Annotated in this window: 26 protein-coding genes; 22 read left to right on the top strand and 4 right to left on the bottom strand. The window is 70.7% G+C overall.

The window, feature by feature from the left end; translation table 11 throughout:
* Positions 1-64: 64 nt before the first annotated feature.
* A complete protein-coding gene (locus tag MDN94_RS08665; RefSeq protein ID WP_482725302.1) occupies positions 65-616 on the bottom strand; it encodes a sugar transferase in 552 nt (183 codons plus the stop codon).
* A gap of 260 nt (positions 617-876) precedes the next feature.
* On the opposite strand from MDN94_RS08665, the gene dnaK reads away from it, so the two are divergent.
* From dnaK to MDN94_RS08685, 4 genes are read left to right on the top strand one after another with little or no spacing between them, the layout of a single operon-like run.
* Positions 877-2,733 (top strand): molecular chaperone DnaK, encoded by a 1,857-nt coding sequence (gene dnaK, locus MDN94_RS08670; RefSeq protein WP_005314563.1) that lies wholly within the window; start codon positions 877-879, stop codon positions 2,731-2,733.
* Complete coding sequence (gene grpE / locus MDN94_RS08675) at positions 2,730-3,383, top strand: nucleotide exchange factor GrpE (RefSeq protein WP_189470828.1); 654 nt, start codon at positions 2,730-2,732, stop codon at positions 3,381-3,383. The genes dnaK and grpE overlap by 4 nt, the downstream gene beginning before the upstream one ends.
* Positions 3,384-3,413: 30 nt before the next feature.
* Positions 3,414-4,592 carry a molecular chaperone DnaJ gene (gene dnaJ, locus MDN94_RS08680; RefSeq protein WP_482725303.1) on the top strand — a complete coding sequence of 393 codons (1,179 nt, stop codon included), beginning with the start codon at positions 3,414-3,416 and terminating at the stop codon, positions 4,590-4,592.
* A 1-nt stretch (position 4,593) separates the two neighbouring features.
* Positions 4,594-5,043, top strand: coding sequence for a heat shock protein transcriptional repressor HspR (locus tag MDN94_RS08685; RefSeq protein WP_005314561.1), 450 nt, complete (start codon positions 4,594-4,596; stop codon positions 5,041-5,043).
* Between the two features lie 96 nt (positions 5,044-5,139).
* Here MDN94_RS08685 and MDN94_RS08690 read toward each other — a convergent pair whose 3' ends face one another.
* The gene (locus MDN94_RS08690; RefSeq protein ID WP_441263495.1) at positions 5,140-6,123 is read right to left on the bottom strand and encodes a helix-turn-helix transcriptional regulator; all 984 of its coding nucleotides are present in this window, start codon (positions 6,121-6,123) and stop codon (positions 5,140-5,142) included.
* Positions 6,124-6,251: 128 nt separating this feature from the next.
* On the opposite strand from MDN94_RS08690, the gene MDN94_RS08695 reads away from it, so the two are divergent.
* Both MDN94_RS08695 and MDN94_RS08700 read left to right on the top strand, forming a co-directional pair.
* Complete coding sequence (locus MDN94_RS08695; RefSeq protein ID WP_453459114.1) at positions 6,252-6,470, top strand: hypothetical protein; 219 nt, start codon at positions 6,252-6,254, stop codon at positions 6,468-6,470.
* Positions 6,467-6,784 carry a Rieske (2Fe-2S) protein gene (locus tag MDN94_RS08700; protein WP_100108277.1) on the top strand — a complete coding sequence of 106 codons (318 nt, stop codon included), beginning with the start codon at positions 6,467-6,469 and terminating at the stop codon, positions 6,782-6,784. Before MDN94_RS08695 ends, MDN94_RS08700 begins: the two co-directional genes overlap by 4 nt.
* 118 nt (positions 6,785-6,902) lie before the next feature.
* On the opposite strand, the gene MDN94_RS08705 is transcribed toward MDN94_RS08700, so the two are convergent.
* Positions 6,903-7,307, bottom strand: coding sequence for a pyridoxamine 5'-phosphate oxidase family protein (locus tag MDN94_RS08705; RefSeq protein WP_482725304.1), 405 nt, complete (start codon positions 7,305-7,307; stop codon positions 6,903-6,905).
* A gap of 121 nt (positions 7,308-7,428) precedes the next feature.
* Here MDN94_RS08705 and clpB point away from each other — a divergent pair, with 121 nt between their 5' ends.
* Positions 7,429-10,017: an ATP-dependent chaperone ClpB gene (clpB, locus tag MDN94_RS08710; protein ID WP_482725305.1), complete on the top strand. Its 2,589-nt coding sequence runs from the start codon at positions 7,429-7,431 to the stop codon at positions 10,015-10,017.
* A 230-nt stretch (positions 10,018-10,247) separates the two neighbouring features.
* Positions 10,248-10,784, top strand: a complete 537-nt coding sequence (locus tag MDN94_RS08715) for a type III secretion system chaperone family protein (RefSeq protein WP_005314553.1) — start codon at positions 10,248-10,250, stop codon at positions 10,782-10,784.
* Between the two features lie 73 nt (positions 10,785-10,857).
* Here the strand turns inward: MDN94_RS08715 and MDN94_RS08720 are convergent, their stop codons facing one another.
* Positions 10,858-12,057 carry a pyridoxal phosphate-dependent aminotransferase gene (locus MDN94_RS08720; protein ID WP_482725306.1) on the bottom strand — a complete coding sequence of 400 codons (1,200 nt, stop codon included), beginning with the start codon at positions 12,055-12,057 and terminating at the stop codon, positions 10,858-10,860.
* Between the two features lie 320 nt (positions 12,058-12,377).
* Here MDN94_RS08720 and MDN94_RS08725 point away from each other — a divergent pair, with 320 nt between their 5' ends.
* From MDN94_RS08725 to MDN94_RS08790, 14 genes are all read left to right on the top strand, one after another.
* The gene (locus tag MDN94_RS08725; protein WP_482725307.1) at positions 12,378-12,503 is read left to right on the top strand and encodes a hypothetical protein; all 126 of its coding nucleotides are present in this window, start codon (positions 12,378-12,380) and stop codon (positions 12,501-12,503) included.
* Between the two features lie 314 nt (positions 12,504-12,817).
* A complete protein-coding gene (locus tag MDN94_RS08730; protein ID WP_482725308.1) occupies positions 12,818-13,378 on the top strand; it encodes a DUF2617 family protein in 561 nt (186 codons plus the stop codon).
* 53 nt (positions 13,379-13,431) lie between these two features.
* A complete protein-coding gene (locus tag MDN94_RS08735; RefSeq protein WP_482725309.1) occupies positions 13,432-15,021 on the top strand; it encodes a polyamine aminopropyltransferase in 1,590 nt (529 codons plus the stop codon).
* 127 nt (positions 15,022-15,148) lie between these two features.
* On the top strand, positions 15,149-16,108 hold the full coding sequence (locus tag MDN94_RS08740; RefSeq protein WP_482725310.1) for an SRPBCC domain-containing protein: 960 nt from the start codon (positions 15,149-15,151) through the stop codon (positions 16,106-16,108).
* A 19-nt stretch (positions 16,109-16,127) separates the two neighbouring features.
* Positions 16,128-16,925 (top strand): aldose epimerase family protein, encoded by a 798-nt coding sequence (locus MDN94_RS08745; protein WP_482725311.1) that lies wholly within the window; start codon positions 16,128-16,130, stop codon positions 16,923-16,925.
* Positions 16,926-16,957: 32 nt separating this feature from the next.
* Positions 16,958-17,497, top strand: coding sequence for an orotate phosphoribosyltransferase (gene pyrE, locus MDN94_RS08750; protein WP_441263504.1), 540 nt, complete (start codon positions 16,958-16,960; stop codon positions 17,495-17,497).
* Positions 17,498-17,715: 218 nt separating this feature from the next.
* Positions 17,716-18,738 carry a class II fructose-bisphosphate aldolase gene (gene fbaA / locus MDN94_RS08755; protein ID WP_159689423.1) on the top strand — a complete coding sequence of 341 codons (1,023 nt, stop codon included), beginning with the start codon at positions 17,716-17,718 and terminating at the stop codon, positions 18,736-18,738.
* 74 nt (positions 18,739-18,812) lie between these two features.
* Positions 18,813-19,967: a MalY/PatB family protein gene (locus MDN94_RS08760; protein WP_482725312.1), complete on the top strand. Its 1,155-nt coding sequence runs from the start codon at positions 18,813-18,815 to the stop codon at positions 19,965-19,967.
* Positions 19,968-20,052: 85 nt separating this feature from the next.
* Positions 20,053-21,513 (top strand): MFS transporter, encoded by a 1,461-nt coding sequence (locus MDN94_RS08765; protein ID WP_482725313.1) that lies wholly within the window; start codon positions 20,053-20,055, stop codon positions 21,511-21,513.
* A 79-nt stretch (positions 21,514-21,592) separates the two neighbouring features.
* Positions 21,593-22,006: a DUF3151 domain-containing protein gene (locus MDN94_RS08770; RefSeq protein ID WP_453467000.1), complete on the top strand. Its 414-nt coding sequence runs from the start codon at positions 21,593-21,595 to the stop codon at positions 22,004-22,006.
* A 275-nt stretch (positions 22,007-22,281) separates the two neighbouring features.
* On the top strand, positions 22,282-23,067 hold the full coding sequence (locus tag MDN94_RS08775) for a DUF3152 domain-containing protein (protein ID WP_482725314.1): 786 nt from the start codon (positions 22,282-22,284) through the stop codon (positions 23,065-23,067).
* An 85-nt stretch (positions 23,068-23,152) separates the two neighbouring features.
* Positions 23,153-23,974, top strand: coding sequence for a tryptophan 2,3-dioxygenase (kynA, locus tag MDN94_RS08780; protein WP_482725315.1), 822 nt, complete (start codon positions 23,153-23,155; stop codon positions 23,972-23,974).
* A complete protein-coding gene (kynU, locus tag MDN94_RS08785) occupies positions 23,967-25,160 on the top strand; it encodes a kynureninase (RefSeq protein ID WP_482725316.1) in 1,194 nt (397 codons plus the stop codon). Before kynA ends, kynU begins: the two co-directional genes overlap by 8 nt.
* 138 nt (positions 25,161-25,298) lie before the next feature.
* On the top strand, positions 25,299-26,168 hold the full coding sequence (locus tag MDN94_RS08790) for an alpha/beta hydrolase (protein WP_482727038.1): 870 nt from the start codon (positions 25,299-25,301) through the stop codon (positions 26,166-26,168).
* Positions 26,169-26,181: the final 13 nt, after the last annotated feature.

The following is a 26,181-nucleotide window of genomic DNA, read 5'->3' on the forward strand; positions in this document are numbered from 1 at the left end:
CCCGAGCTGAGACTACCCACTTATTCCGCCGCACTGTAGCCACGCAGGCGGTGATCTGTGTCGCTCAGGCGACCCTGACCGGGGTCACCGGGGCGGCATGGGCGACGCGTCGTCCGGCGACCGCCACGGGCACTGTGCGGGCCAGGATCACCAGGTCGAGTCCCAGCCAGTGCTGCTCCACATAATGCAGGTCCAGCACGGTCATTTCCTCCCAGGGCAGCTCCGAGCGCCCGCCGACCTGCCACAGGCCCGTCATTCCGGGCCGTACGGCGAGCCGGACGCGCTCGGGCCCGCGCCCGTCGCGAGCGGCGTCCGGTGCCAGCGGGAGCGGCCCCACCAGGGACATCTCGCCGCGGACCACGTTGAGCAGCTGGGGGAGCCGGTCCGTGAAGTGGCGGCGCAGCGCCCGGCCCACCGTCGTGACGCGGCCCGCGCACCTCGTCCGGAACGTGAACATGGTGAAGGTGCGGCCGCCGAGGCCCACGCGGTGGTGGCGCTCCAGTACGGGGCCGGTCGTGGTCAGCGCCACGGCGGCCGAGGCGGCCAGCAGTGCCGGGGACAGCGCCAGCAGCAGGAGCAGGGCGCCCGTCAGATCGAGGGCTCGCTTTGCCGACATGGGGAGCACCCTTCTCGTCCGTGGCCGGCGGTCGTTTCCTGACGGGGCTCTTGGCCGCATTGACAGTTCTTGACCGCTTTTTTCGGATATGACTCTTCCAGATGTACGTCCGCCGCAGGGCGCGCCACGCGCGCGGTCAAGAGCTGCACGTAAGGACGGGATAAAACTTGAGCCGCCTCGACTCAGGTTGGTTGACTCGGTCCAACGGGTGAGGCATCCTTGAGCCAGTTCCACTCAAGTCAGTTGTTGGAGGAATCGAAATGGCACGTGCGGTCGGCATCGACCTGGGCACGACTAACTCCGTCGTCAGCGTTCTGGAGGGCGGCGAGCCCACCGTCATCACCAACGCCGAGGGTGCCAGGACCACGCCGTCCGTCGTCGCCTTCGCGAAGAACGGTGAGGTGCTGGTCGGCGAGGTGGCCAAGCGTCAGGCGGTCACCAACGTCGATCGGACCATTCGGTCCGTCAAGCGCCACATGGGCACGGACTGGAAGATCGAGCTCGACGGGAAGAACTTCAACCCGCAGCAGATGAGCGCGTTCATCCTGCAGAAGCTGAAGCGGGACGCGGAGTCCTACCTGGGCGAGAAGGTCACCGACGCGGTGATCACCGTCCCCGCGTACTTCAACGACTCCGAGCGCCAGGCGACCAAGGAGGCCGGTGAGATCGCGGGCCTCAACGTCCTGCGCATCGTCAACGAGCCCACCGCGGCGGCCCTGGCCTACGGCCTGGACAAGGACGACCAGACGATCCTCGTCTTCGACCTCGGTGGCGGCACCTTCGACGTCTCCCTGCTCGAGATCGGCGACGGCGTCGTCGAGGTGAAGGCCACCAACGGCGACAACCACCTCGGTGGTGACGACTGGGACCAGCGCGTCGTCGACTACCTGGTGAAGCAGTTCGCCAACGGGCACGGCGTCGACCTGTCCAAGGACAAGATGGCTCTCCAGCGTCTCCGCGAAGCCGCGGAGAAGGCCAAGATCGAGCTGTCGTCCTCGACCGAGACGTCGATCAACCTGCCCTACATCACGGCCTCCGCCGAGGGCCCGCTGCACCTGGACGAGAAGCTCACCCGCGCCCAGTTCCAGCAGCTGACGTCCGACCTGCTCGAGCGCTGCAAGACCCCGTTCCACAACGTCATCAAGGACGCCGGCATCGCGCTGTCCGAGATCGACCACGTGGTCCTGGTCGGCGGCTCGACCCGTATGCCCGCCGTCGCCGAGCTCGTCAAGGAGCTCACCGGCGGCAAGGACGCCAACAAGGGCGTGAACCCGGACGAGGTCGTCGCCATCGGCGCCTCCCTCCAGGCCGGTGTCCTCAAGGGTGAGGTCAAGGACGTCCTGCTCCTCGACGTGACCCCGCTGTCCCTCGGTATCGAGACCAAGGGCGGCATCATGACCAAGCTCATCGAGCGCAACACCACGATCCCGACCAAGCGGTCCGAGATCTTCACGACGGCCGAGGACAACCAGCCGTCCGTGCAGATCCAGGTCTACCAGGGCGAGCGCGAGATCGCGGCGTACAACAAGAAGCTCGGGATGTTCGAGCTGACCGGTCTGCCGCCGGCCCCGCGCGGGGTGCCGCAGATCGAGGTCTCCTTCGACATCGACGCCAACGGCATCATGCACGTGACCGCGAAGGACCTCGGCACGGGCAAGGAGCAGAAGATGACCGTCACCGGCGGCTCCTCGCTGCCGAAGGACGAGGTCGACCGGATGCGCCAGGAGGCCGAGCAGTACGCGGACGAGGACCACCGTCGCCGCGAGGCCGCCGAGACCCGTAACCAGGGTGAGCAGCTCGTCTACCAGACCGAGAAGTTCCTCAAGGACAACGAGGACAAGGTCCCCGGCGAGGTGAAGACCGAGGTCGAGACGGCTCTCACCGAGCTGAAGGAGAAGCTCAAGGGCGAGGACACGGCCGAGATCCGTACCGCCACGGAGAAGGTCGCCGCGGTCAGCCAGAAGCTCGGCCAGGCCATGTACGCCAACGCCGCGCCCGAGGGCGCAGCCGCGGGTGCCGGCGCCGAGGGCCAGGCCGGTGCCGGCCAGGCCGACGACGACGTCGTCGACGCCGAGATCGTCGACGAGGACAAGCCGAAGAAGGACGGTGCCGCGTGACCGAGGAGACCCCGGGCTTCGAGGAGAAGCCCGACGTCCCCTCCGGCGCCACACCTGACGACGCCGCCGAGTCCGCCGAGACCTCCTCCGAGCAGGAGGGCCCGGCGGCCCCGGCAGGGGACGCAGCAAAGATCGCCGGCCTGACGGCGCAGCTGGACCAGACGCGTACCGCCCTCAACGAGCGGACCGCCGACCTCCAGCGGCTCCAGGCCGAGTACCAGAACTACCGCCGGCGCGTGGAGCGCGACAGGGTCACGGTCAAGGAGATCGCCACGGCGACGCTGCTGACCGAGCTCCTGCCCGTGCTCGACGACATCGGCCGCGCCCGGGAGCACGGGGAGTTGGTGGGCGGGTTCAAGTCGGTGGCCGAGTCCCTCGAGACGGCCGCCGCCAAGATGGGCCTGCAGCAGTTCGGCAAGGAGGGCGAGCCCTTCGACCCGACCATCCACGAGGCCCTGATGCACTCGTACGCACCGGATGTCACGGAGACGACGTGCGTCGCCGTGCTCCAGCCGGGGTACCGCATCGGCGAGCGCACGATCCGCCCGGCGCGGGTCGCGGTGGCCGAGCCCCAGCCGGGCGCGGCTCCCGCGGCGCAGAAGGAAGAGAAGTCGGCCGACGAGGAGAGCGGTGGCCCCGAGGAGGGCTGACGCAGGAAACGTCCGGAAGGAGGGACGTCGATGAGCACGAAGGACTTCGTCGAGAAGGACTACTACAAGGTTCTCGGCGTCCCCAAGGACGCCACAGAGGCCGAGATCAAGAAGGCGTACCGGAAGCTCGCCCGCGAGTTCCACCCGGACGCCAACAAGGGTGACGCGAAGGCCGAGGAGCGCTTCAAGGAGATCTCCGAGGCCAACGACATCCTCGGCGACCCTAAACGGCGCAAGGAGTACGACGACGCCCGCGCCCTGTTCGGCAACGGCGGCTTCCGCGCTCCGGGCGCCGGCGGTCCCGGCGGCACCTTCAACTTCGACCTGGGCGACCTCTTCGGAGGCGCCCCGGGCGGCGGCCAGGCCGGCGGCTTCGGCGGCGGCCTGGGGGACGTGTTCGGCGGCCTGTTCAACCGGGGCGCCGGCCCGGGCACGCGCACCCAGCCGCGCCGCGGACAGGACATCGAGTCCGAGGTGACGCTCAGCTTCACCGAGGCGGTGGACGGGGCCACGGTCCCCCTGCGGATGTCCAGCTCGGCCGCGTGCAAGGCATGCTCCGGCACCGGTGACAAGAACGGCACGCCCCGGGTGTGCCCGACCTGCGTCGGTACCGGCCAGGTCTCCCGCGGCGGCAGCGGTTCCTTCTCGCTGACGGACCCGTGCGTGGACTGCAAGGGCCGCGGGCTCATCGCCCAGGACCCGTGCGACGTCTGCAAGGGCAGCGGACGGGCACGCTCTTCGCGCACCATGCAGGTCCGCATCCCCGCGGGGGTCTTTGACGGGCAGCGGATCCGGCTGCGCGGCAAGGGCGCTCCCGGCGAGCGCGGCGGCCCGGCCGGTGACCTGTACGTCGTCGTCCACGTCGACGCGCACCCGGTCTTCGGCCGCAAGGGCGACAACCTCACCGTCACGGTGCCGGTCTCCTTCACGGAGGCTGCGCTCGGCGGCGAGATCAGGGTCCCCACGCTCGGCGGCCCGCCGGTCACGCTGAAGCTGCCCGCCGGCACGCCCGCCGGGCGCACCATGCGAGCCCGCGGCAAGGGCGCCGTCCGCAAGGACGGCACCCGCGGCGACCTGCTGGTGACCGTCGAGGTGGCCGTGCCCGGCGAGCTCGGCGACAAGGCCAGGGAAGCGCTGGAGGCCTACCGCGAAGCCACCGCGGACGAGGATCCGCGGGCGGAGTTGTTCCAGGCCGCGAAGGGAGCTTGATATGGACCGGTCGGGGCGCAGTCGCAACCCGTACGAACTGACCGACGAGTCGCCGGTGTACGTCATCTCGGTCGCCGCGCAGCTGTCGGGCCTGCATCCGCAGACCCTGCGGCAGTACGACCGGCTGGGTCTCGTCTCGCCCGACCGCACGGCCGGCCGCGGCAGGCGTTACTCGGCCCGGGACATCGAACTGTTGCGTACGGTGCAGCAGTTGTCGCAGGACGAGGGCATCAACCTGGCCGGCATCAAGCGGATCATCGAACTGGAGAACCAGGTCGCGGCTCTGCAGCAGCGGGTCGCGGAGCTGTCGTCGGCCCTCGACGGCGCGGCGGCGGCCATGCAGCAGCGCGAGGCGCAGGTCCACGCTTCCTACCGGCGCGATCTCGTGCCGTACCAGGACGTCCAGCAGGCGAGCGCGCTGGTCGTCTGGCGGCCCAAGCGGCCGGAGTAGTCGCGGGACCCCGCGTCGGGGCGGCCCGGGCCGCCCCGGACGCCCGAAGGGCCGGGAGGCACTGCCTCCCGGCCCTTCACGTCTGTCCGGCCGGATTCAGCGGCTCTCGTCCAGGATTCCCGACTGGGCGATCAGGTAGCCGAGTTGGGCGCGGCTGCCGCTGCCGAGCGTGGCGTTCAGTTTGGCGATGTGGGCGCGGCAGGTGCGCACGTTCATCCCGAGGCGGCGGGCGATGGAGTCGTCGACGTGTCCTTCGACGAGCAGTTTGGCGATGGAGCGCTGCACGCTGGTGATGCCGTCCAGCTCGGGCGCGTAGGACAGTTGCTCCTCCCACGGTGTGGCGTGGAGCCAGAACTGCTCGAAGACGCCCACGAGATAGCGCACGAGCCCTTCGTGGCGCAGTTCCAGTGCGACCTGCCGGTCGCTGCGGGCGGGTACGAAGGCCACCTTGCGGTCGACGATGATCAGGCGGTCGATGATCTCCTCGAGCGTGCGGACCTCCACGCCGTAGGGACTGACCCGTTCGACATAGGCCAGTGTCGAGGGGTGGTGGCGGGCCGTGTGCTGGTACAGCGTGCGCATCTTCACGCCGTTCTTCAGCAGCGGCTCCGCCCGGCGCAGACCGTGCTCCAGGGTGTCCGGACGCCGTCCGCTGCCGGGCTGCACGGTGAGGAGTTCCTCGGCGCACTCGGCGGTGACCCGGTCCAGGGCCGCGTTGATGAGGCCCAGGCCCTCGAGCACGGTGATGGCGTGTCTGGTCGACAGGTCCTGGGCGGTCAGGGTCATGAACGGCTCGAACGTGCCGACGATGGACAGGGCGAGCTGCCGGCGCTCCTGGATCTCCCTTTCGATGGGGTGAATCAGCTGGTTGAGTGCGAGTGACGGCGGGACCGGGCGGAGCCAGCCGGCGTCGTCGGGATCGGGGCGCAGCAGGGCGAGATCCAGCAGGCAGGGTGCGCTCCCGGCCTCTGACCGGGAAACCTGGCCGGTACGCAATGCCGTTGCGTAGAGATTCTTCCCTGCTTCGCATAGTTCGCCTGCACTGTGGCTATGCCCGACATTGTCCTTGTTCGACGCCATTTGACACCCCCTCAGGGTCCTGAATTACAGGAACATGATGCCTGTGGTCGCTGGTGGAAGCATTCGGTGTGAGACATCGTCTTAGACGCGGGGGGAGGGTATTGGACAGAATGGGGTGGAGATCCTCCATGAACAGGACGCTTCGCATACTTGGCGCACTTGCTGTTGCCGCAGCCGCGTTCAGTGTTCTAGGGACGAGTGGTGAGCCGACGTGGGAGTCAGAGCCGGCGCACACGGTGATTGCCGGTGAGCCGACCTGGGAGTCGGAGTCTGCGGGTGCGGTGATCGCGGGCGCCGACGAACTCACGTGGGAGATCGCTCCCGTGGACGCGGGCGCGGGCGCATGACCATCCCGCCGGATGATCGCGTGTTCCGGCGGGAGATGGCGACGGCTTACAGGTCCGGGTGGCATTTCATCGACCTCGTCACGGCGATTCCGCACCGTGGCGACTCGTTGATGGTCACCCTGTTCGGTGAGCCGATCGTCGTCGCGCGCGAGGAGGACGAGGATGTCCGTGCCTACCGCTGTCTTCGCCGGCCCCGAGGGGCTCCTCAGCCCGTCCGCTGTGCCATCCGGTACGGCATGATTTTTGTCAATCTCGACCAGCGTGACCACCAGCTGGCCGAGCCGGACACAACCGCCACCCCCCGCAGTGCCTGAGCGATTCCCCCGTCGTTTCAAATCGCTCAGGTGCTTCCCCCACACAGCGGCGCCATCGTGGACCTGAAACACGATGGCGCCGTTGTGCTGCCCGGAACTTGTCCGGCGCCCGGCCCGGTCATGCCCGGCCCATCGCGCGGGTGAGCGCGATCTCGATGACCACCCGGTCCGGATTGGGGGCCGGGGTGCGTCCGTACCTCTCCGCGTAACGGCTCACCGCGTCCGCCACGACCGCCGCCTCCGTGCGGATCGTCGCGATGCCCTCCAGTGTCGCCCAGCGGCCTCTGTCCACCTGGCAGACCGCGACCCGTGCCCCTTCCGGGCCGGCGGCCAGCACGTTCGCGACCTTGCGGCTGTGCTTGTTGGTGATCACCCGGGCGAAACCGCCCTCCGGGTCGTAGGTGACTCCCACCGCGACGACGTGCGGAGTGCCGTCAGGCCGAGGGGTCGTCAGTGTGCACATGTGGTGATCACGCCAGAAGCTGAGGTAGGACGCGCCGGGGTTGCGAGGATCGATGGCCATGGGCGGAACCTACCTCCGGGCTCTGCCCGGCAGTACCCTGAGTGGAATAGACTCAACTTTATACAGGTTGCTTGGGTCATAATTGAGGCAACCGCTCCATCGGCAAGGAGGAGATGCGTACGTGGACGCCGAGCTGACCAACAAGAGCCGGGACGCGATCAACGCCGCCACCAGCAGGGCAGTGTCCGGCGGACACCCGGACCTCACCCCGGCGCATCTGCTTCTGGCGCTGCTGGAGGGCGCGGACAACGAGAACATCACCGATCTGCTGGCCGCCGTCGACGCGGACCAGGCCGCCGTACGCTCCGGGGCGGAGCGCATCCTCGCGTCGCTGCCGAGCGTGACCGGCTCCACGGTCGCCCCGCCCCAGCCCAACCGCGAACTGCTGGCCGTCATCGCCGACGCCTCGCAGCGAGCCAAGGAGCTCGGTGACGAGTACCTGTCCACCGAGCACCTGCTCATCGGCATCGCGGCGAAGGGCGGCGCGGCCGGGGAGGTGCTGGACCGGCAGGGCGCCGGGGCCAAGCAACTGGTGGACGCTTTCGAGAAGACAAGGGGAGGGCGCCGGGTGACCACACCCGACCCTGAGGGTCAGTACAAGGCGCTGGAGAAGTTCGGCACGGACTTCACCGCGGCGGCCCGTGAGGGCAAGCTCGACCCGGTCATCGGCCGGGACCAGGAGATCCGCCGCGTCGTGCAGGTCCTGTCGCGGCGCACGAAGAACAACCCCGTGCTCATCGGCGAGCCCGGCGTCGGCAAGACGGCCGTCGTCGAGGGCCTCGCCCAGCGCATCGTCAAGGGCGACGTGCCCGAGTCGCTGCGCAACAAGCGGCTGGTCGCGCTCGACCTCGGCGCGATGGTGGCGGGCGCCAAGTACCGCGGTGAGTTCGAGGAGCGGCTGAAGACCGTGCTGTCCGAGATCAAGGAGAGCGACGGCCAGATCATCACCTTCATCGACGAGCTGCACACGGTCGTCGGCGCGGGCGCCGGCGGCGACTCCGCCATGGACGCGGGCAACATGCTCAAGCCGATGCTGGCCCGCGGCGAGCTGCGGATGGTCGGCGCGACGACGCTCGACGAGTACCGCGAGCGGATCGAGAAGGACCCGGCGCTCGAGCGCCGCTTCCAGCAGGTGCTGGTCGCCGAGCCGTCGGTCGAGGACACGATCGCGATCCTGCGCGGGCTCAAGGGCCGCTACGAGGCCCACCACAAGGTGCAGATCAACGACAGCGCGCTCGTCGCCGCCGCCACCCTCTCCGACCGGTACATCACCTCCCGGTTCCTGCCGGACAAGGCCATCGACCTCGTCGACGAGTCCGCGTCGCGGCTGCGCATGGAGATCGACTCCTCGCCCGTCGAGATCGACGAGCTCCAGCGCGCCGTCGACCGGCTGCGGATGGAGGAGCTGGCGCTCAGGAACGAGTCCGACCCCGCCTCCAAGCAGCGCCTTGAGAAGCTGCGCAGGGACCTGGCCGACCGGGAGGAGGAGCTGCGCGGACTCACCGCCCGCTGGGAGAAGGAGAAGCAGGGCCTCAACCGCGTCGGTGAGCTGAAGGAACGCCTCGACGACCTGCGCGGTCAGGCCGAACGCGCCCAGCGCGACGGCGACTTCGACACCGCCTCCAAGTTGCTCTACGGGGAGATCCCCGGCCTGGAGCGCGAGTTGGAGGAGGCGGCGCAGGCCGAGGCCGAGCAGGCCTCCAAGGACACGATGGTCAAGGAGGAGGTCGGCCCGGACGACATCGCCGACGTCGTGGGTTCCTGGACCGGTATCCCGGCCGGGCGGCTCCTCGAGGGCGAGACGCAGAAGCTGCTGCGCATGGAGCAGGAGCTGGGCCGCCGGCTGATCGGCCAGTCCGAGGCCGTGCAGGCGGTCTCCGACGCGGTGCGCCGGACACGGGCGGGCATCGCCGACCCCGACCGGCCCACCGGCTCCTTCCTGTTCCTCGGCCCGACCGGTGTCGGCAAGACGGAACTGGCGAAGGCGCTCGCGGACTTCCTCTTCGACGACGAGCGGGCGATGGTCCGCATCGACATGTCCGAGTACGGCGAGAAGCACAGCGTGGCCCGCCTGGTCGGCGCCCCTCCCGGTTACGTCGGTTACGAGGAGGGCGGTCAGCTCACCGAGGCCGTGCGCCGGCGCCCGTACAGCGTGGTGCTGCTGGACGAGGTGGAGAAGGCCCACCCCGAGGTCTTCGACATCCTGCTCCAGGTGCTCGACGACGGGCGGCTCACCGACGGCCAGGGCCGGACGGTGGACTTCCGCAACACCATCCTGATCCTGACCTCCAACCTCGGGTCGCAGTACCTGATGGAGCCCACGACCAGCGAGGAGCAGAAGAAGCAGCAGGTGCTGGAGGTCGTGCGGGCCTCCTTCAAGCCGGAGTTCCTCAACCGCCTCGACGACCTGGTGGTCTTCTCGGCCCTGTCCAAGGCGGAGCTGCAGCGCATCGCCGAGCTCCAGATCGGACGTCTCGCCAAGCGGATGGCGGACCGCCGTCTGACGCTGGAGGTCACGCCCGAGGCGCTGGCATGGCTCGCGGAGGAGGGCAACGACCCGGCGTACGGCGCGCGTCCGCTGCGGCGGCTGATCCAGACGGCGATCGGCGACCGGCTCGCGAAGGAGATCCTGGCGGGTGAGGTCAACGACGGCGACACCGTACGGGTGGACCGCTTCGAGGACGGCCTGATCGTGGGCGCGGCGGCCTGACACCGCGCGGCACGGCCGTCCCGGCGAGCGGGGCACGAGGACAGGGCACGAGTGTGGTGGCCCGCCCCCGTGCCCCGTTCGTGTCCGCCGCCCGTTCACCCGGACAGCGGCGGGCGGGGCACCCGAGCGGGAGATCTTGTCAGCCCGCAGCGGATCGCGGGCGGCGGGGCTTGCCAGCCCCCGCCGGGGATGGGAGAGGATGGCGGCATCCGTACGAAGGGAAATACACGGTGACCATCGACCCGTCCTCGATTCCGAATTTCGGGGGCCAGCCCAAGCCTCAGGCCGCAGGACCGGCGGGCCCCGTCGTTCCCGACCAGGACCTGGTGAAGCAGCTCCTCGACCAGATGGAGCTGAAGTACGTCGTCGACGACGAGGGCGACCTCGCGGCGCCGTGGGAGGACTTCCGCACGTACTTCATGTTCCGCGGTGAGGATGAGCAGCAGGTCTTCTCGGTGCGGACCTTCTACGACCGCCCGCACGCGGTGACCGAGAAGGCCAAGATCCTCGACGCCATCGACGACTGGAACCGCCGCACCCTGTGGCCGAAGGTCTACACCCACCTCCACGAGGAGGAGGGCGCAGAGCTTCCGACGATCCGCCTCATCGGTGAGGCGCAGATGCTCATCGGCACCGGCGTGAGTCTCGAGCACTTCGTCTCGTCCACGGTCAGCTGGGTGCGCGCCTCGATCGAGTTCGACAAGTGGCTCGCGGAGCAGTTCGGTCTGGCCGTCCCCGAGGAGGAGAAGCCCGCCGACGACGCCTGACGCGTCACGCACACGCGAGGCCCGGCAGGTCCGCGATCCCTGTGATCGCAGGCCCGCCGGGCCTGCCTCTTTCTCAGCGCGCCAAGGACTTCAGCCGGGCAACGGCCTCCTCGAGGACGTCGCCCCGCTTGCAGAACGCGAATCGAACGAACGGCGCGCCTTCGTCACGGTGGTCGTAGAAGACCGCGTTCGGGATCGCCACCACCCCGCAGCGCTCCGGCAGCGCACGGCAGAACGCGAAGCCGTCCGCCTCGCCGAGCGGCCGGATGTCGGTGGTGACGAAGTACGTGCCGGCAGGGCGGTGCACCGCGAACCCGGCCGCGGACAGGCCCTCGCACAGAAGGTCGCGCTTGGCGCGCAGATCGTCGCGGAGGCCGTCGAAATACGCGTCCGGGAGGCGGAGCGCCTCGGCGACCGCGTACTGGAACGGGCCCGCCGAGACGTACGTCAGGAACTGCTTCGCCGAGCGGACCGCCGTGACCAGCTCGGGGGAGGCGGTGACCCAGCCGACCTTCCACCCGGTGAACGAGAACGTCTTGCCGGCGCTGGAGATCGTGACGGTGCGTTCGCGCATCCCCGGGAACGACGCCAGCGGAACATGCTCGCCGTCGAAGGCCAGATGCTCGTAGACCTCGTCGGTGACCACGAGCAGGTCCCGTTCGACAGCGAGCTCGGCGATCGCCGCCAGCTCCGCGCGGGTCAGGACCGTGCCGGTGGGGTTGTGCGGCGTGTTGATCAGGAGCAGACGGGTGCGCTCGGTGACCGCGTCACACAGCTCGTCCAGGTCGAGGCGGAAGGCGAGCTCGTGCGGGCGCAACGTCACGGGCACCCGTACGCCGCCCGCCATGGCGATGCCGGCGGCGTACGAGTCGTAGTACGGCTCCAGCGCGATCACCTCGTCGCCCGGTTCCACCAGCGCGAGCAGGGCGGCGGCGATCGCCTCCGTGGCGCCCGCCGTGACCAGGACCTCCGTGTCGGGGTCGTAGGCCAGGCCGTGGAAGCGCCGCTGGTGCTCCGCGATCGCGGTGCGGAGTTCAGGGACGCCCGGACCGGGCGGGTACTGGTTGCCGCGGCCGTCGCGCAGTGCCCGCACCGCCGCCTCCCTGATCTCCTCGGGGCCGTCGGTGTCGGGGAAGCCCTGGCCCAGATTGATCGAGCCGGTGCGCAGGGCCAGCGCCGACATCTCCGCGAAGATCGTGGTGCCGAACTCCGCCAGCCTGCGGTTGAGCAGCGGCCGGGTGCCCTCTTCGCCTGCTGTCCTGTGCGTCGTCATGGCGGTCATCCTGCGCGGAACCTCTGGAGTTGCTCAAGTCTGCTTTGGCTCCGAGTGGCCGAGGGCATCCCTTTGCCACGCAGGTAAGCGTCCCGCGGATGCGGGTGAAGCGGTCACGCAGTGTCGCGGGGGTCCTGCTTCGGGGGAACGAGAAGGACGGGGAGAACCATGATGTTTCTCGGGATCGCACTGTTCGTTCTGGTGGTTGTTCTCGCTGTGGCGGCGGCGTCCGGCGCGAGCCGCACGAGCCGCCGTCGCCGCGGCAGCGAGGCCGCGAGCGGCGGTGGAGCGTGGTGGGGCGGCGGAGACTCCGGCTCGTCGTGCGGCAGCAGCAGCTCGTCATGCAGCAGCAGTTCGTCGTCGTGCGGCGGGGGCGGGGGCGGATGCGGCGGAGGCAGCTGACACGGGGCAGCTGGTCCGCGGCGGTGAAGGTGCCCGGCGGGTGAGTGGCGAAGGCCGACTCCCGCCGGGCGCCTTCCTGTTGGCAGAAAGTCCGGCGGATATGTTGACTTCGCCCGACCCCTCTCCGTTGAACAGTTGAACCTATGGGCCCCCGAGGGGATGGAAACGGCGCCAAGTTGGGTAAAAAGGCTGTGGTCGACGTCCATTTCGTGATTTTCTCACTGTCGGAACCTGTTGGATCCATTCAGCCCTCGGACCTCACGTGGACCGAAGCAGGCCACCCCCCACGTCTTGCGCACCCTTTCGGAGTGCCAGGTCCACGCGTCCACCCGCCGAAGCGCGCTTGCGGAGCCGACCCATGCTCACGACCATCGATACCGCCTATACCGACACCCGTGCCGACGACCTCGCCTGGGCGCTCGGCCGGGAGCCGCTCCCCGCCCTGGCCGTCCTCGACCTCGAACTTTCCGGTGCCAAGCTGCAGTTGAGGCTGCTGGGTGCCTCCCACCAGGTGCTGCTCGAGGAGGAGCGGGGCACTTGTTCGGAGACCGTCGCCTGCATCCCCGGCAGCAGCACACCGTTGCCCCTCGGGGTGGCGAAGCGGCTCGGCGACTGGGAGTACGAGTTCGCGGCTCGTGTCGAGACGCTCTCCCAGCGCTCGTTCGCGGGCCGGGCCCAGGAGTTGCTGGCCCTTGTCGCGGACCACCCCCACGGTCTCGCCGGCACATTTCCCGGTTCCCCGCACGCGTTCACCGCGATGGTGGCGCAGAGCGGCGAGGGGCAGGCGCGGTGGCGCACCTGGCACGCGTACCCGCAGGAGGGCCGGCTCGTCGTCACGCGTACGCGCGTCGGCTTCTCGGCCCGCGGGTCGCAGAGCGTGCGGATGAGCCACCCCGACCCCGAGCCCTTCGGGCTGTAGTCGACACCTGTGGGTGACAGCCCGTGCGGCGCCTGTGACGTAGCGTGTCGAGGATGATCGACCGGCCGCAGACCTCGCCGCCCAAGGGCATGGTGCTGCTGCCCGTGCGCCCCGAGTCCGGCCGCCATCTCGTGCTCGCCGCGGTCTTCGTCTGCGCGGCCTGCGGCCTGGTCTACGAGCTGGAACTCGTCGCGCTCGCCACGTATCTGGTCGGGGACTCGGTCACCCAGGCGTCCGTGATCCTTTCCGTGATGGTGTTCGCGATGGGCATCGGATCGCTCCTCGCCAAGCGGATGCGCTGCCGGGCCGCCGTGGGCTTCGGCCTGCTGGAAGCGGCACTGGCGCTGGTCGGCGGCAGTTCGGCCATGGTGCTCTACGCGTCCTTCGCCTGGTTCGGCGGCTCCGGGGTGCCTCTGGTGGTCTTCAGCCTGACCATCGGCGTCCTGATCGGCGCGGAGATACCGCTGCTGATGTCGCTGATCCAGCGCATCTCCCGGCGGGACGCGGAAGGCACCGTCGCCGATCTGTTCGCCGCGGACTACGTGGGGGCGCTCGTCGGCGGGCTGGCGTTCCCCTTCCTGCTGCTGCCGTGGCTCGGTGAACTCACCGGGGCGCTGGTGACGGGTGCGGTCAACGCCCTGGCCGGCGGGGCGGTGGTGCTGTGGCTGTTCCGCCGCGACCTCACACCGCGGTGGCGGACCAGGCTGCTCACCGTCAACGTCCTCGTGCTGGCGGTGCTGGCGGGCGCCACCGTGATGGTCGACGACTTCGAGCGGGCGGCCCGCCGGGCGGTCTACGGCTCCGATGTGCGGGTCGCCGTGCGCACCGGTGTCCAGGAGGTGGTGGTCACCGGCGGGCCCTCCCGGCCCCCGGACCTCTTCCTGGACGGACGGCTGAAGGTGCGGGGGCAGGAGGAGCACCGCTACCACGAAGCGCTCGTCCACCCCGCCATGCGAGGTCCGCACGAAAGGGTGCTGATCCTCGGCGGCGACGGGCTGGCAGCGCGCGAGGCACTGCGGTACGCCGATGTCCGGGCGTTGACCGTCGTCGAGCGGGACCCCGGAGTGGTCGAACTGGCCCGCAGTGATCCGGCGCTCACCGATCTGAACGACCACGCGTACGACGACCCGCGGACCCGGGTCGTCACGGCGGACGCCTTCTCCTGGCTGCGTGAGCACGAGGGCACGTACGACGTGATCGTCTCCGACCTGCCCGACCCGGGTATCACCGAGAGCACCAAGCTCTACTCGCTGGAGTTCTACGGGCTGGCCCGGCGGGTCCTGGCGGACGGCGGGCGGCTCGTGGTCCACGCAGGGCCGACCACGCGGCCCCGTACGTACTGGACGGTCGACACGACGCTGCGGGCCGCCGGCTTCGGCACCACGGCCTACCGGGTCAGCGGCAGGGGGACCGGTGCTGCGGGCGGCCCGGCGCGGTTCAGGGCGGGTGAGGACGCGGCCACCGACTGGGGACTGCTGATCGCGGCCGAGGGCGGCGCACCCGGGCTCGCGATCGGCGCGGACGCGCCGCGGCTGCGCTCGGAGGTCGAGGACACACTCACGCAGGACAGGTTCGCGGCGGAGCGGACCCGGCTGACGGGCCTGCTGCCCTCGACGCTGGTCCATCCGCGCTACACCCGCTGACCGTCATGGCCGCGGTCACGGAGGGGCGGTACGGGGCGGCCGCCGACGGGGCCGCCAGGACGCGGACGTGGCGGGCGCACGACGGAAAGGCAGACGCGGCGGGCCGTGCTGAGTAGGCTCGGCTTCCATGGAGCATGAGGTGTTCGTTCCGGTACCGGCTGAGACCCTCCGACGTGCGCTGCGGGACCCCGCCAGGGTCGCCCGCTGCGTCCCTGGGCTCCAGCAGGACGCAGACGAGTCGGCGGGCCCCTTGTCGGGGCGGCTCAAGGTCAGGGTCGCCGGCCACACCATCACCTACCGCGGCGCCCTTCACATCACGGAGCAGGACGACGAGCGGGGCGGCGCCTTCGCCGTCGAGGGCGAGGGCGCCGAGGCGCGCGGCGCCGGCTCGGTGAAGCTCACGCTGACGGTCCGCCCCGCGCAGACCGACGGCGGCACGACCCTGACGTTCAGCGGTTTTGTACGTGCCGAGGGCAGGCTGGCCGACCTCGCGGACGGTGCGAAGGTGTCGGCGGCCCACCGGCTGCTCGATCGTTTCGCGGAAGCACTGGCCGCGGCCGCCTTCGAGGCCACGCAGCCGGAGGAGCGCGCCGACGGTGACGGTGCCGCCTTGCTCCCGGAACCGCAGGAAGCGGCCGGTGAGCCTTCGGCCGCCGCCGGCGACGACGCTCGGGACGCGACAGCTGCCGGTTCGGACGACGCGCCCGACCCCGGCGGCTCGGTCTTCGACGCACCCGTACCTCCGCCGTCGCTCGGCGCCGACGCCGAGGACGAGTTCGAGGACCTCGACGAGGTCGACGGCGCGGACGACGTGGACGGTGTGGACGACCTCGACGGCATCGAGGACCTCGACGACCTGTCCGGCCTGCCGGACGCGGTGCCCGCCGAGGCCGCCCACGCACGACGCACCATGATCGGCCGCAGCGCCGAGGAGGTCGACCACGCCCCACCGCGCGGCCGCTACGCGCCCACGCCGGCTCCCGACGCCTCTTCCACGGGGGCGACCCTGCGGTGGCTGGCCCCTGCCGCGGCCCTGGCACTGGCATCGGCGGTCGTGGTCGGCAGGGCGCTGCGCCGCCGTAGGTGACACGCCGTAATGTCGGGGTGTGAGTAGCGAACAGAGCATCCGGCTGGCCGCCGGTGACGTCGAGTTGACCGTGCATCCGAAGAACGGCTGCCGCATCGGAAGCCTGCGCATCGGCGGCACCGAAATGCTGCGACAGGGCGAGCGCTACGGCTCGTTCCCGATGGTGCCGTGGTGCGGGCGTACTCGGGACGGACAGTTCAGCAACGGCGGAGTACCGCATCAACTGCCGCTCAATGCCCCGCCGCACGCCATTCACGGCACCGGCCGTGACACCGCCTGGCGTACCGCGCGGGCCGGTGAAAGCGAAGCTGCCTTCACCTATGACCTCACCGACCCGTGGCCGTACACAGGGCGCGTCACCCAGACGTTCGAGCTGGCGGACGACTCCGTCACCCTCAGGATGGGCGTGGAGACGTACGGGACGTCGTTCCCGGCGCAGGCGGGCTGGCACCCCTGGTTCCTGCGCGACCTGGGAGACGGGGGCGAGGACGTACGGATCGACTTCACGCCCGAGTGGCAGGAGGAGCGCGGTGAGGACCATCTGCCTACCGGCAAGCGCATCACACCGCTCCCCGGACCGTGGGACGACTGCTTCGGCATGCCCGACGGGGTCGACGTCACGCTGACCTGGCCGGGCCGGCTGGAGCTGATCGTCCGCAGCCCTGCGGAGTGGGTCGTGATCTACGACGAGCAGGCCGAGGCGGTCTGTGTCGAGCCGCAGTCCGGCCCGCCGAACGGTCTCAACACCCGCCCGCAGCTCGTCACGCCGATCGAGCCGCTGGAGATCGCGACGACCTGGAGCTGGCGGCGGCTCTGAGCAGAGGGACCGGCGCCCTTAAGCTGAGCCCCATGACTGACGTGCGTGCTGAGCTGCTCCAGCAGATCAAGGACAAGGCCGTGGTACACGGCAAGGTGACCCTCTCCTCGGGCATCGAGGCCGACTGGTACATCGATCTGCGCCGGATCACGCTGGACGGCGAGGCCGCGCCGATGGTCGGTCAGGTGATGCTCGACGCCACCGCCGACCTGGACTACGACTGCGTGGGCGGTCTGACGCTGGGCGCCGACCCGGTGGCGACGTCGATGCTGCACGCCTCCGCTGCGCGCGGCAAGCGGCTCGACGCGTTCGTCGTCCGCAAGGCTGGCAAGGCGCACGGTATGCAGCGCCGGATCGAGGGCACGGACGTGAAGGGCCGGCGCTGCCTGGTCGTGGAGGACGTGTCGACCACCGGCGGCTCCCCGCTGACCGCCGTGGAGGCGGTCAGGGAGGCCGGCGGCGAGGTGGTCGCGGTGGCCGTGATCGTGGAGCGCGGTGCGGCCCCCAAGATCGCGGAGGCGGGTCTGAAGTACGTCAACGCCTATTCGCTCGACGAGCTCGGTCTCGCCTGATCATGGCTTGAGCTGCGGAGATTCGAGGGGGCGTGCTGTTTCACGTGAAACAGCACGCCCCTTCGCCATGCGGGTGGGGCAGGCATGGTGGACCCGGGGCGGGAGTCTGGAAAGATAGGCCGCGACGATGACGTCGCCCAAGGTCAGGGCACTGGGTTCACCGGGGACGCACCCCGGCCCCCCGTACCACATACCCGCACATCACAAGGAGCGGACATATGCCCATCGCGACTCCCGAGGTCTACAACGAGATGCTTGACCGGGCGAAGGCAGGCAAGTTTGCCTACCCCGCCATCAACGTGACCTCGTCCCAGACCCTGCACGCCGCGCTGCGTGGCTTCGCGGAGGCCGAGAGCGACGGCATCATCCAGATTTCCACCGGCGGTGCCGAGTTCCTGGGTGGCCAGTACAGCAAGGACATGGTCACCGGCGCCGTCGCCCTGGCCGAGTTCGCGCACATCGTCGCCGCCAAGTACGACATCACCGTCGCGCTGCACACCGACCACTGCCCGAAGGACAAGCTGGACGGCTATGTACGTCCGCTGCTCGACATCTCCGCCGAGCGCGTGAAGGCCGGACGCAACCCGCTGTTCCAGTCCCACATGTGGGACGGGTCGGCCGAGACCCTCGCCGACAACCTGGCCATCGGCCAGGAGCTGCTGGCGCAGGCCGCCGCCGCGAAGATCATCCTCGAGGTCGAGATCACCCCGACCGGCGGCGAGGAGGACGGCGTCTCGCACGAGATCAACGACGAGCTGTACACCACCGTCGACGACGCGCTGCGCACCGCCGAGGCCCTGGGCCTGGGCGAGAAGGGCCGCTACCTGCTTGCCGCGTCCTTCGGCAACGTGCACGGCGTCTACAAGCCGGGCAACGTCGTGCTCCGCCCCGAGCTGCTGAAGGACCTCCAGGCGGGTGTCTCCGCCCAGTACGGCAAGGCCGACCCGTTCGACTTCGTCTTCCACGGCGGCTCGGGCTCGACCGCGGAGGAGATCGCCACGGCCCTGGAGAACGGCGTCGTGAAGATGAACCTCGACACCGACACGCAGTACGCCTTCACGCGTCCGGTGGCGGACCACATGTTCAAGAACTACGACGGCGTCCTGAAGGTCGACGGCGAGGTCGGCTCCAAGAAGACCTACGACCCGCGCACCTGGGGCAAGCTCGCCGAGGCCGGCATGGCCACCCGTGTCACGGAGGCATGTGCGGCCCTGCGCTCCACCGGCACCAAGATCAAGTAAGTAGCCGCCTCACCACGGGCCCGGCACCCCCTCGCGGGCGCCGGGCCCGCGGTGTGTCCACGGGGAGGGGAATCATGAGCTTCGACTTCGACGCGGTCGTCGACCGCCGGGGCACCTGGAGCGTGCAGTGGGACGGTGTCGCCGCCCGGTTCGGAACCGACGGCCTGCTGCCCTTCACCATCTCCGACATGGACTTCCCCTCCCCTCCCGTGGTCCTCGACGCCCTCCGTGACCGGGTCGCGCACGGAGTCTTCGGCTACACCGACTGGCGGAACGAGGACTTCCTCTCCGCCGTCCGTCACTGGTTCGCCGTCCGGTACGGCACGGACATCGACACCGACCGCGTCGTGTACGCGCCCTCCGTGCTCAACCAGCTCTCGCAGCTGCTGCGGATGTGGACCGGACCCGGCGACGGCGTGATCGTCCACACCCCCACGTACGACGGTTTCATCAAGGTGATCACCGGTCTGGGCCGGGAGCTGCGCCCAGTGCCCGTCGGGGACGACGAGGCACTGGAACGGCAGCTCGCCCGGCCCGACAGCAAGGTCCTGGTGCTCTGCTCGCCCCACAACCCCACCGGAAGGGTGTGGACGCACGACGAGCTCACCCGGACCGCCGAGCTCGCCGAACGGCACGGCGTCGCGGTCGTCAGCGACGAGATCCACGCCGACTTCGTACGCGACGGAGTGCACCTGCCCTGGACCCGCTACGGCACCGGCCGCTGGGCCCTGATCACCTCCGGCACCAAGGCGTTCAACTTCCCCGCCCTGAGCGGCTCGTACGGCATCATCGGCGACCCCGCGGACCATGCCGGGTTCGTGCGGCGGATGGAGACCGGCGAGGGACTCGCGTCGCCCGCCGTGCTGTCGCTGACCGCGCACATCGCCGCCTACCGCCGTGGCGGACCGTGGCTGGACGACCTCAACGCCTATGTGGCCGGCAACCTGCGGATGCTCGCCGACCGGCTCGGCGCGGCGTTCCCGCAGCTCGGCTGGGAGCCGCCGCAGGCCGGCTACCTCGCGTGGATCGACCTTCGTCCGCTCGGCATCGGCTCCCGGACCGAGGACACGGTGCTCCAGCGTGAGCTCGTGGAACGGGAGAAGGTCGCGATCATGCCGGGAGCGGTGTACGGGTGCGAGGGCTTCGTCCGTCTCAACGTCGGCTGTCCGCGCAGCAAGGCGGAACGCGGTGCGGACGCCCTGATCCGGGCGCTCCGCCGCGTCACCTGACTCCCTGCCCGGACCCCGAGGGGCCGCGGGCGGGGACACGGGCGTTCGGGTCGTAACGTCGTGAAGCGGCTGCGATGATCCCCGTATGGGCACGAGTCCGGGGGACATCAGGCTGACATCCGCCACGGGCCGCTGGGTGGTCCTGACGACCGTCCTCGGGTCCGGCATGGCACTGCTCGACTCCACCGTCGTCAACGTCGCCCTGCCCCGCATCGGCAGGGACCTCGACGCAGACCTGGGCGTCCTCCAGTGGACCGTCAACTCCTACATGCTGACGCTGGCTGCGCTGATCCTGCTCGGCGGGGCACTCGGCGACCGGTACGGGCGCCGCCGGATCTTCGTCCTCGGCGTGGTCTGGTTCGCCCTGGGCTCCCTGCTCTGCGGGATCGCGCCCAACGGCGGTGTGCTGGTCGCCGCCCGCGCCCTCCAGGGCATCGGAGGCGCCCTGCTCACCCCCGGATCGCTGGCCCTCATCCAGGCGAGCTTCCACCCCGACGACCGGTCGCGGGCCGTGGGCCTGTGGTCGGGGCTCGGCGGCGTCGGCGCGGCGATCGGGCCCTTCGTCGGCGGCTGGCTGGTCGACGGGCCGGGCTGGCGCTGGGTCTTCCTGCTCAACGTGCCGCTGGCCGCCCTGTGCGTACCGGTGGCGCTGCGCCATGTACCGGAGTCCCGCGATCCGAGGGCGACCGGTCGGTTCGACGTCCTGGGCGCGGCCCTGTGCGCGGCGGCGCTCGGGCTCGTGACCTACGCGCTCATCGAGGAGACCGTGTGGGCAGGGCTCGCAGGCGCGTGCGTGGGAGCCGTGTTCGTGCTGGTCGAGCGGCGTACGGCGGAGCCGATGCTGCCGCTGTCCCTCTTCCGTATCCACCAGTTCACCGCCGTGAACCTGGTGACGCTCTGCGTGTACGCCGCCTTCGGCGGGTTCTTCTTCCTCGTCGCGCTCCAGCTCCAGGTCGTGGCCGGGTACACGGCCCTCGGCGCGGGCGCGGCACTGCTGCCGACGACCGTGCTGATGCTGCTGCTGTCCGCCCGCTCCGGGGAACTGGGCGACCGCATCGGCCCGCGTATCCCGCTGACCGCCGGCCCGCTGCTCTGCGGCGTCGGCATGATGCTGACGCTCAGGGTCGGCGAGGACGCGTCGTACCTCGTGGACGTGCTGCCCGCCCTGCTGGTCATGGGGCTGGGCATGGTCACGCTGGTCGCCCCGCTGACCTCGACCGTCCTCGCGTCCGTGGAGACCGGCCGGGCGGGCATCGCCAGCGGCATCAACAACGCGGCGGCCCGGGCCGCGGGCCTGATCGCGGTGGCCGCCCTGCCGCTGCTCGCCGGCATGGGCCCTGAGGCGTACCGCTCGGCGACGGCGTTCGACGAGGCGTTCCGGCGCGCCATCCCGATGTGCGCGGGGGTCCTGGTGGCCGGGGCCCTGATCGCATGGGGGACTGTGCGGGTGCCGCCGAAGGACGCGGACGTCTGCCACCCGGAGTGCAAGGTCAGCTGCGGGATCGCCGCGCCGCCGCTCGAGCCGCAGGCGGAACCGAAGCGCTGACCCGCTCTCCACGACCGCACAACGGCCGTCCTTCGGCCGTTGGCCACGGAAGGGGGCCCGACCTGTGAGACTGGGGGCCATGTCGATCCACGAGAACCTGCTCGGGGGGCCTCCCCCGACCCATCTGCCCGACGAGCCCGGACCGCGTGAGCTCCTGGCCGGCGGCACACCCGCCGCCGAGGTCGCGGCCCAGTACCCGACCAGTTCGCTCGCCTGGGCGCAGCTGGCCGACGACGCCTTCGAGCGGGGCAGTGTCGTCGAGTCGTACGCCTACGCGCGCACCGGCTACCACCGCGGCCTCGACGCGCTGCGCCGCAACGGCTGGAAGGGCCACGGCCCGGTGCCGTGGGAGCACGAGCCCAACCGCGGCTTCCTGCGCGCGCTGAACGCGCTGGCCCGTGCCGCCGGGGCGATCGGCGAGAAGGACGAGCACGAGCGCTGCACCACGTTCCTGCGCGACTCCTCCCAGACCGCCGCGGAGACGCTGAGCTGAACCGTCCCGGCGGAGCCGGCCTCCGCCGTGACGGTTCCGCGGGCCGGCGACCTGAACCCGGGTCGCCGGCCCGCGGCCGGTACGATCGCACACACTGCCGATTCACGGATCACAGCCGGTGAGAGGCCCCCACTTCCTCTCCCCCAACGCCGGCCGAACCAGGGGAGAGATCTGTCTTGGGCCAGCGTGCCGCCGCCCGCAACGGGCGCAGCCGCAGACGGGGCCGCCGGAACACGGGCCGACGCCGTCCGACCGGACCGATACTTCTGCTGGGCGTGTGCCTCGCCCTCATGTCGGTGGGCGCCGGTGCCGCCCTCGCGCACTGGAGGGGCGCGCCGCCCCCCGCCGAGGCGGCCGACGGGTCCGATGTCGCGCCGCTGATGTCGAAGGACCCGGCACCGGAGCCGTCGACCTCGCCCTCGCCGGTGCGCAGCCCCAGCAGCTCGCCGAAGCCGAAGCCGTCGCCTTCCCCCTCTGCCAAGAGCGAGCCGCCGAGCGTGCCGGCGTCGGGGCCGGGCACGTTCACCGTCGCCCGGTCGTCCGGGACGGCGGCCGGCACCGGCACTCTGCGCCGCTACAAGGTGGAGGTCGAGGACGGCGTGGACGTGTCCGCCCAGCAGGCGGCAGCCGAGATACAGCAGATCCTGGCCCACCCGCGCGGCTGGGCCGCGAACGGACGCGGCCGCTTCCAGCTGGTGTCGTCGAACGCCGACTTCGTGATCAGGATCGCCACACCGGCCACCGCGGACAAGCTCTGCCTCGCCGTGGGCCTGAACACCCGCGGTGAGCTGAACTGCGAGACCACCGAGGGCGTCGTGGTGAACCTGCGGCGCTGGATGCTGGGCTCCCCGACCTTCGCGGGCACGCCCGCCGAGTACCGGCATCTGATCATCAACCACGAGGTCGGGCACGAGATCGGCATCCGGCAGCACATGGGCTGCCCCGGCCCCGGCAAACCAGCCCCGGTGATGATGCAGCAGATCAAGGGCTTGAACGGCTGCGTCTCCAATGCGTGGCCCTACGACGACGACGGGACATATCTCTCCGGACCGCCGGTGTGATCCTCGGCTTATGATGCGAGTGGGGACCGGGGCCCACACCGGACAGGAAGGGGCGGACCGCTACCCGGATGTCGAGGAGACAGCAATGTCACATGACTCCGCCCCGAATCTGGACTTCGCGGGCACCACGCCGTACGAGGACTACGTCCAGGCGGACGTCCTCACGCACCTCCAGCATCCGCGGTCGGACGACCCGGGCGAGATGGTCTTCCTGGTCACCACCCAGGTCATGGAGCTGTGGTTCACCGTCGTCGTCCACGAGTGGGAGACCGCCGCACGCGCCCTGCGCGAGGACCGGATCCCCGTGGCGATGGACGCGCTGAAGCGGTCGGTACGGGAGCTGGAGGCGCTCAACGCCTCCTGGAAGCCCATCGCCAACCTGACGCCCGCGCAGTTCAACGCCTACCGCGACGCCCTCGGTGAGGGCTCCGGCTTCCAGTCGGCGATGTACCGGCGGATGGAGTTCCTGCTCGGGGACAAGTCCGCCTCCATGCTGGTGCCGCACCGGGGCGCCCCGCGCGTCCACGCGGAACTGGAGAAGGCACTGCACGAGCCGAGCCTCTACGACGAGGTGCTGCGGCTCCTCGCCCGCCGCGGGTACGCGGTGCCCACCGAGGTGCTGGAGCGCGACCTGGCGCAGAAGTACGAGCCGTCGGAGGCGGTCGAGCAGGTCTGGGCCGCGGTCTACGGCGCCGATGACCAGGACACCGAACTGGTGCGCCTCGGTGAGGCGTTGACGGATGTCGGCGAGCTGGTGTGGCGTTGGCGCAACGACCACCTGGTGGCGACCCGGCGGGCCATGGGCTCGAAGGTCGGCACGGGCGGCTCCGCCGGTGTCTCGTGGCTCGAGAAGCGTGCCCGCAAGAACGTCTTCCCCGAGCTGTGGACGGCGCGCAGCCATGTCTGAGTCCCTGGCCCAGCGGGCCGCGGCGCTCGACGCCGCAGACGAACTGGCCGGTGCCCGGAAGCTGTTCGCCCTCGACGAGGCGGTCTACCTCGACGGCAACTCGCTCGGCGCGCTGCCCGCGCACGTCCCCGACCGCGTCGCCGATGTGGTGAACCGGCAGTGGGGCAAGCTGCGCATCCGTTCCTGGACGGAAGGCGACTGGTGGAGTGCGCCCGAGCGGATCGGTGACCGGATCGCGCCGCTGGTCGGCGCGGCGCCCGGGCAGATCGTGGTCGGCGACTCCACGAGCGTCAACGTCTTCAAGGCCGTCGTCGGCGCCGTACGGCTGAACGACGACCCGGCACGGACGGACATCCTCGTCGACGCGACGACGTTCCCGACGGACGGGTACATAGCGTCGTCGGCGGCCAGGATGACCGGCCGCCGTATCGTGCCGGTCGACCCGGCCGATCTGCCCTCGGCACTCGGCCCCACCACGGCGGCGGCACTCGTCAACCACGTCGACTACCGCTCCGGTCGGCTGCACGACCTGCCCGGTCTGACGGCGGCCGTCCACGACGCGGGGGCCCTCGCGGTCTGGGACCTGTGCCACAGCGCGGGCGCCCTGCCGGTGGGACTCGACGCCCACGGCGTCGACCTGGCCGTCGGCTGCACCTACAAGTACCTCAACGGCGGCCCCGGTTCGCCCGCGTACCTGTACCTCGCCGAGCGTCACCAGGCGTCCTTCGACTCGCCGCTGCCCGGCTGGACGTCGCACGCCGACCCGTTCGCGATGACGTCCGGCTACGAGGCGGCCGACGGGTCGACCCGCGGCCGGGTGGGCACGCCGGACATCCTGTCCATGCTGGCCCTCGAAGCGGCGCTCGAGGTGTGGGACGGGATCGCGATCGAGACGGTCAGGGCGAAGAGCCTGGCGCTGACGGACTTCTTCCTGGAGTGCGTCGACGCCTATGTCCCGGCCGGACAGGTCACCTCCCTGACCCCCGCGGAGCACGCCGCGCGCGGGAGCCAGGTGGCGCTGCGGTGCGAGGACGCGCCGCGGGTCATGGAGACCCTGACGGCCAGGGGCGTCGTCGGCGACCTGCGCCGCCCGGACGTCCTGCGCTTCGGCTTCACACCGCTGTACGTGGGCTTCGCCGACACGGAGCGCGCGGCACGCGTCCTGGCGGAGGTCCTCGCCGGCTGAGCCCGGTCCGCCCCAGGGGACGCCGAGTTCCCGGGGCGGACCTCTGTCGCCCGAGCCGCCGCCGGCCGTGGCGAAGCTGGTAGCGTCCGCGCTGGTCAGGTGGAACAGGCCACCCCCACGGGACTGTTGGAGCAGCACATGCCGGACCCCGTCGCCCGTGACGCCGCCGAGGAAGCGTCGGCGATGTCGCATCCTGCCGTCGCGCCGGACGTATCCGTCTCGTACGGGGAGCATCCCGACCAGGTCGTCGACTTCTACGCGCCGCGCAGCGGGCACGCCGCCGTGCCGTTGGTGGTCGTGCTGCACGGCGGCGCCTGGCGGGCGCCGTACGACCGGCGACATGTGACGCCGTTCGCCGGCTTCCTGGCGCGCCGCGGGCTCGCCGTCGCCAACGTCGAGTACCGCCGCGGGCGGGAGATCCCGGGCCGGCGCGGAGAAGGGCCGGTCGCCGGACGGTGGCCGGAGACGTTCGACGACGTGGCCGCCGCGATGGATGCCCTGCCGGACCTGGCGCGGCAGGCGCTGCCGCAGGCCGACCCGCGGCGGACCGTCGTGACCGGGCACTCCGCCGGAGGCCACCTCGCGCTGTGGGCCGCCGCCCGGCACGTCCTGCCGGCCGGCTCGCCGTGGCGGCTGGCGGCGCCGCCGCCGCTGCGCGGTGTCGTCGCACTGGCCCCGATCGCCGATTTCGGCACGGCCGTGGAGCTGGGTGTGTGCGGCGGCGCCGTACGGCAACTGCTGGGCGGCGAGGCGCAGTACGACGAGCGCGTCCCGCACGGCGATCCCGCCGCCCTGCTGCCGACCGGCATCGCGACGGTCGTGGTGCAGGGCCGTACGGACGTCGTCGTGCCGCAGGCCGTCGCGGAGGCGTTCGTGGACGCGGCGGCGAAGGCGGGCGAGACCGTCGGATGGACGCTCCTCGAAGAGGTCGGGCACTTCCCGCTGATCGACCCGGCGGCCGACGCGTGCGCCGTGGTCGCGGAGGAGATCGCCCAACTCGCCTGGTGAGCCTGCGGAAACA

The sequence above is a fragment of the Streptomyces sp. WAC00040 genome (assembly GCF_056835925.1).

Coding starts and splice junctions, on each gene's coding strand:
- MDN94_RS08690 (WP_441263495.1), bottom strand. CDS start 6,123: ATGGCGTCGAACAAGGACAATGTCGGGCATAGCCACAGTGCAGGCGAA.
- MDN94_RS08765 (WP_482725313.1), top strand. CDS start 20,053: ATGGGCACGAGTCCGGGGGACATCAGGCTGACATCCGCCACGGGCCGC.
- MDN94_RS08700 (WP_100108277.1), top strand. CDS start 6,467: ATGACCATCCCGCCGGATGATCGCGTGTTCCGGCGGGAGATGGCGACG.
- MDN94_RS08770 (WP_453467000.1), top strand. CDS start 21,593: ATGTCGATCCACGAGAACCTGCTCGGGGGGCCTCCCCCGACCCATCTG.
- MDN94_RS08760 (WP_482725312.1), top strand. CDS start 18,813: ATGAGCTTCGACTTCGACGCGGTCGTCGACCGCCGGGGCACCTGGAGC.
- dnaJ (WP_482725303.1), top strand. CDS start 3,414: ATGAGCACGAAGGACTTCGTCGAGAAGGACTACTACAAGGTTCTCGGC.
- dnaK (WP_005314563.1), top strand. CDS start 877: ATGGCACGTGCGGTCGGCATCGACCTGGGCACGACTAACTCCGTCGTC.
- MDN94_RS08735 (WP_482725309.1), top strand. CDS start 13,432: ATGATCGACCGGCCGCAGACCTCGCCGCCCAAGGGCATGGTGCTGCTG.
- MDN94_RS08665 (WP_482725302.1), bottom strand. CDS start 616: ATGTCGGCAAAGCGAGCCCTCGATCTGACGGGCGCCCTGCTCCTGCTG.
- kynU (WP_482725316.1), top strand. CDS start 23,967: ATGTCTGAGTCCCTGGCCCAGCGGGCCGCGGCGCTCGACGCCGCAGAC.
- MDN94_RS08720 (WP_482725306.1), bottom strand. CDS start 12,057: ATGACGACGCACAGGACAGCAGGCGAAGAGGGCACCCGGCCGCTGCTC.
- MDN94_RS08695 (WP_453459114.1), top strand. CDS start 6,252: ATGAACAGGACGCTTCGCATACTTGGCGCACTTGCTGTTGCCGCAGCC.
- MDN94_RS08730 (WP_482725308.1), top strand. CDS start 12,818: ATGCTCACGACCATCGATACCGCCTATACCGACACCCGTGCCGACGAC.
- MDN94_RS08705 (WP_482725304.1), bottom strand. CDS start 7,307: ATGGCCATCGATCCTCGCAACCCCGGCGCGTCCTACCTCAGCTTCTGG.
- fbaA (WP_159689423.1), top strand. CDS start 17,716: ATGCCCATCGCGACTCCCGAGGTCTACAACGAGATGCTTGACCGGGCG.
- pyrE (WP_441263504.1), top strand. CDS start 16,958: ATGACTGACGTGCGTGCTGAGCTGCTCCAGCAGATCAAGGACAAGGCC.
- MDN94_RS08790 (WP_482727038.1), top strand. CDS start 25,299: ATGCCGGACCCCGTCGCCCGTGACGCCGCCGAGGAAGCGTCGGCGATG.
- MDN94_RS08740 (WP_482725310.1), top strand. CDS start 15,149: ATGGAGCATGAGGTGTTCGTTCCGGTACCGGCTGAGACCCTCCGACGT.
- kynA (WP_482725315.1), top strand. CDS start 23,153: ATGTCACATGACTCCGCCCCGAATCTGGACTTCGCGGGCACCACGCCG.
- MDN94_RS08685 (WP_005314561.1), top strand. CDS start 4,594: ATGGACCGGTCGGGGCGCAGTCGCAACCCGTACGAACTGACCGACGAG.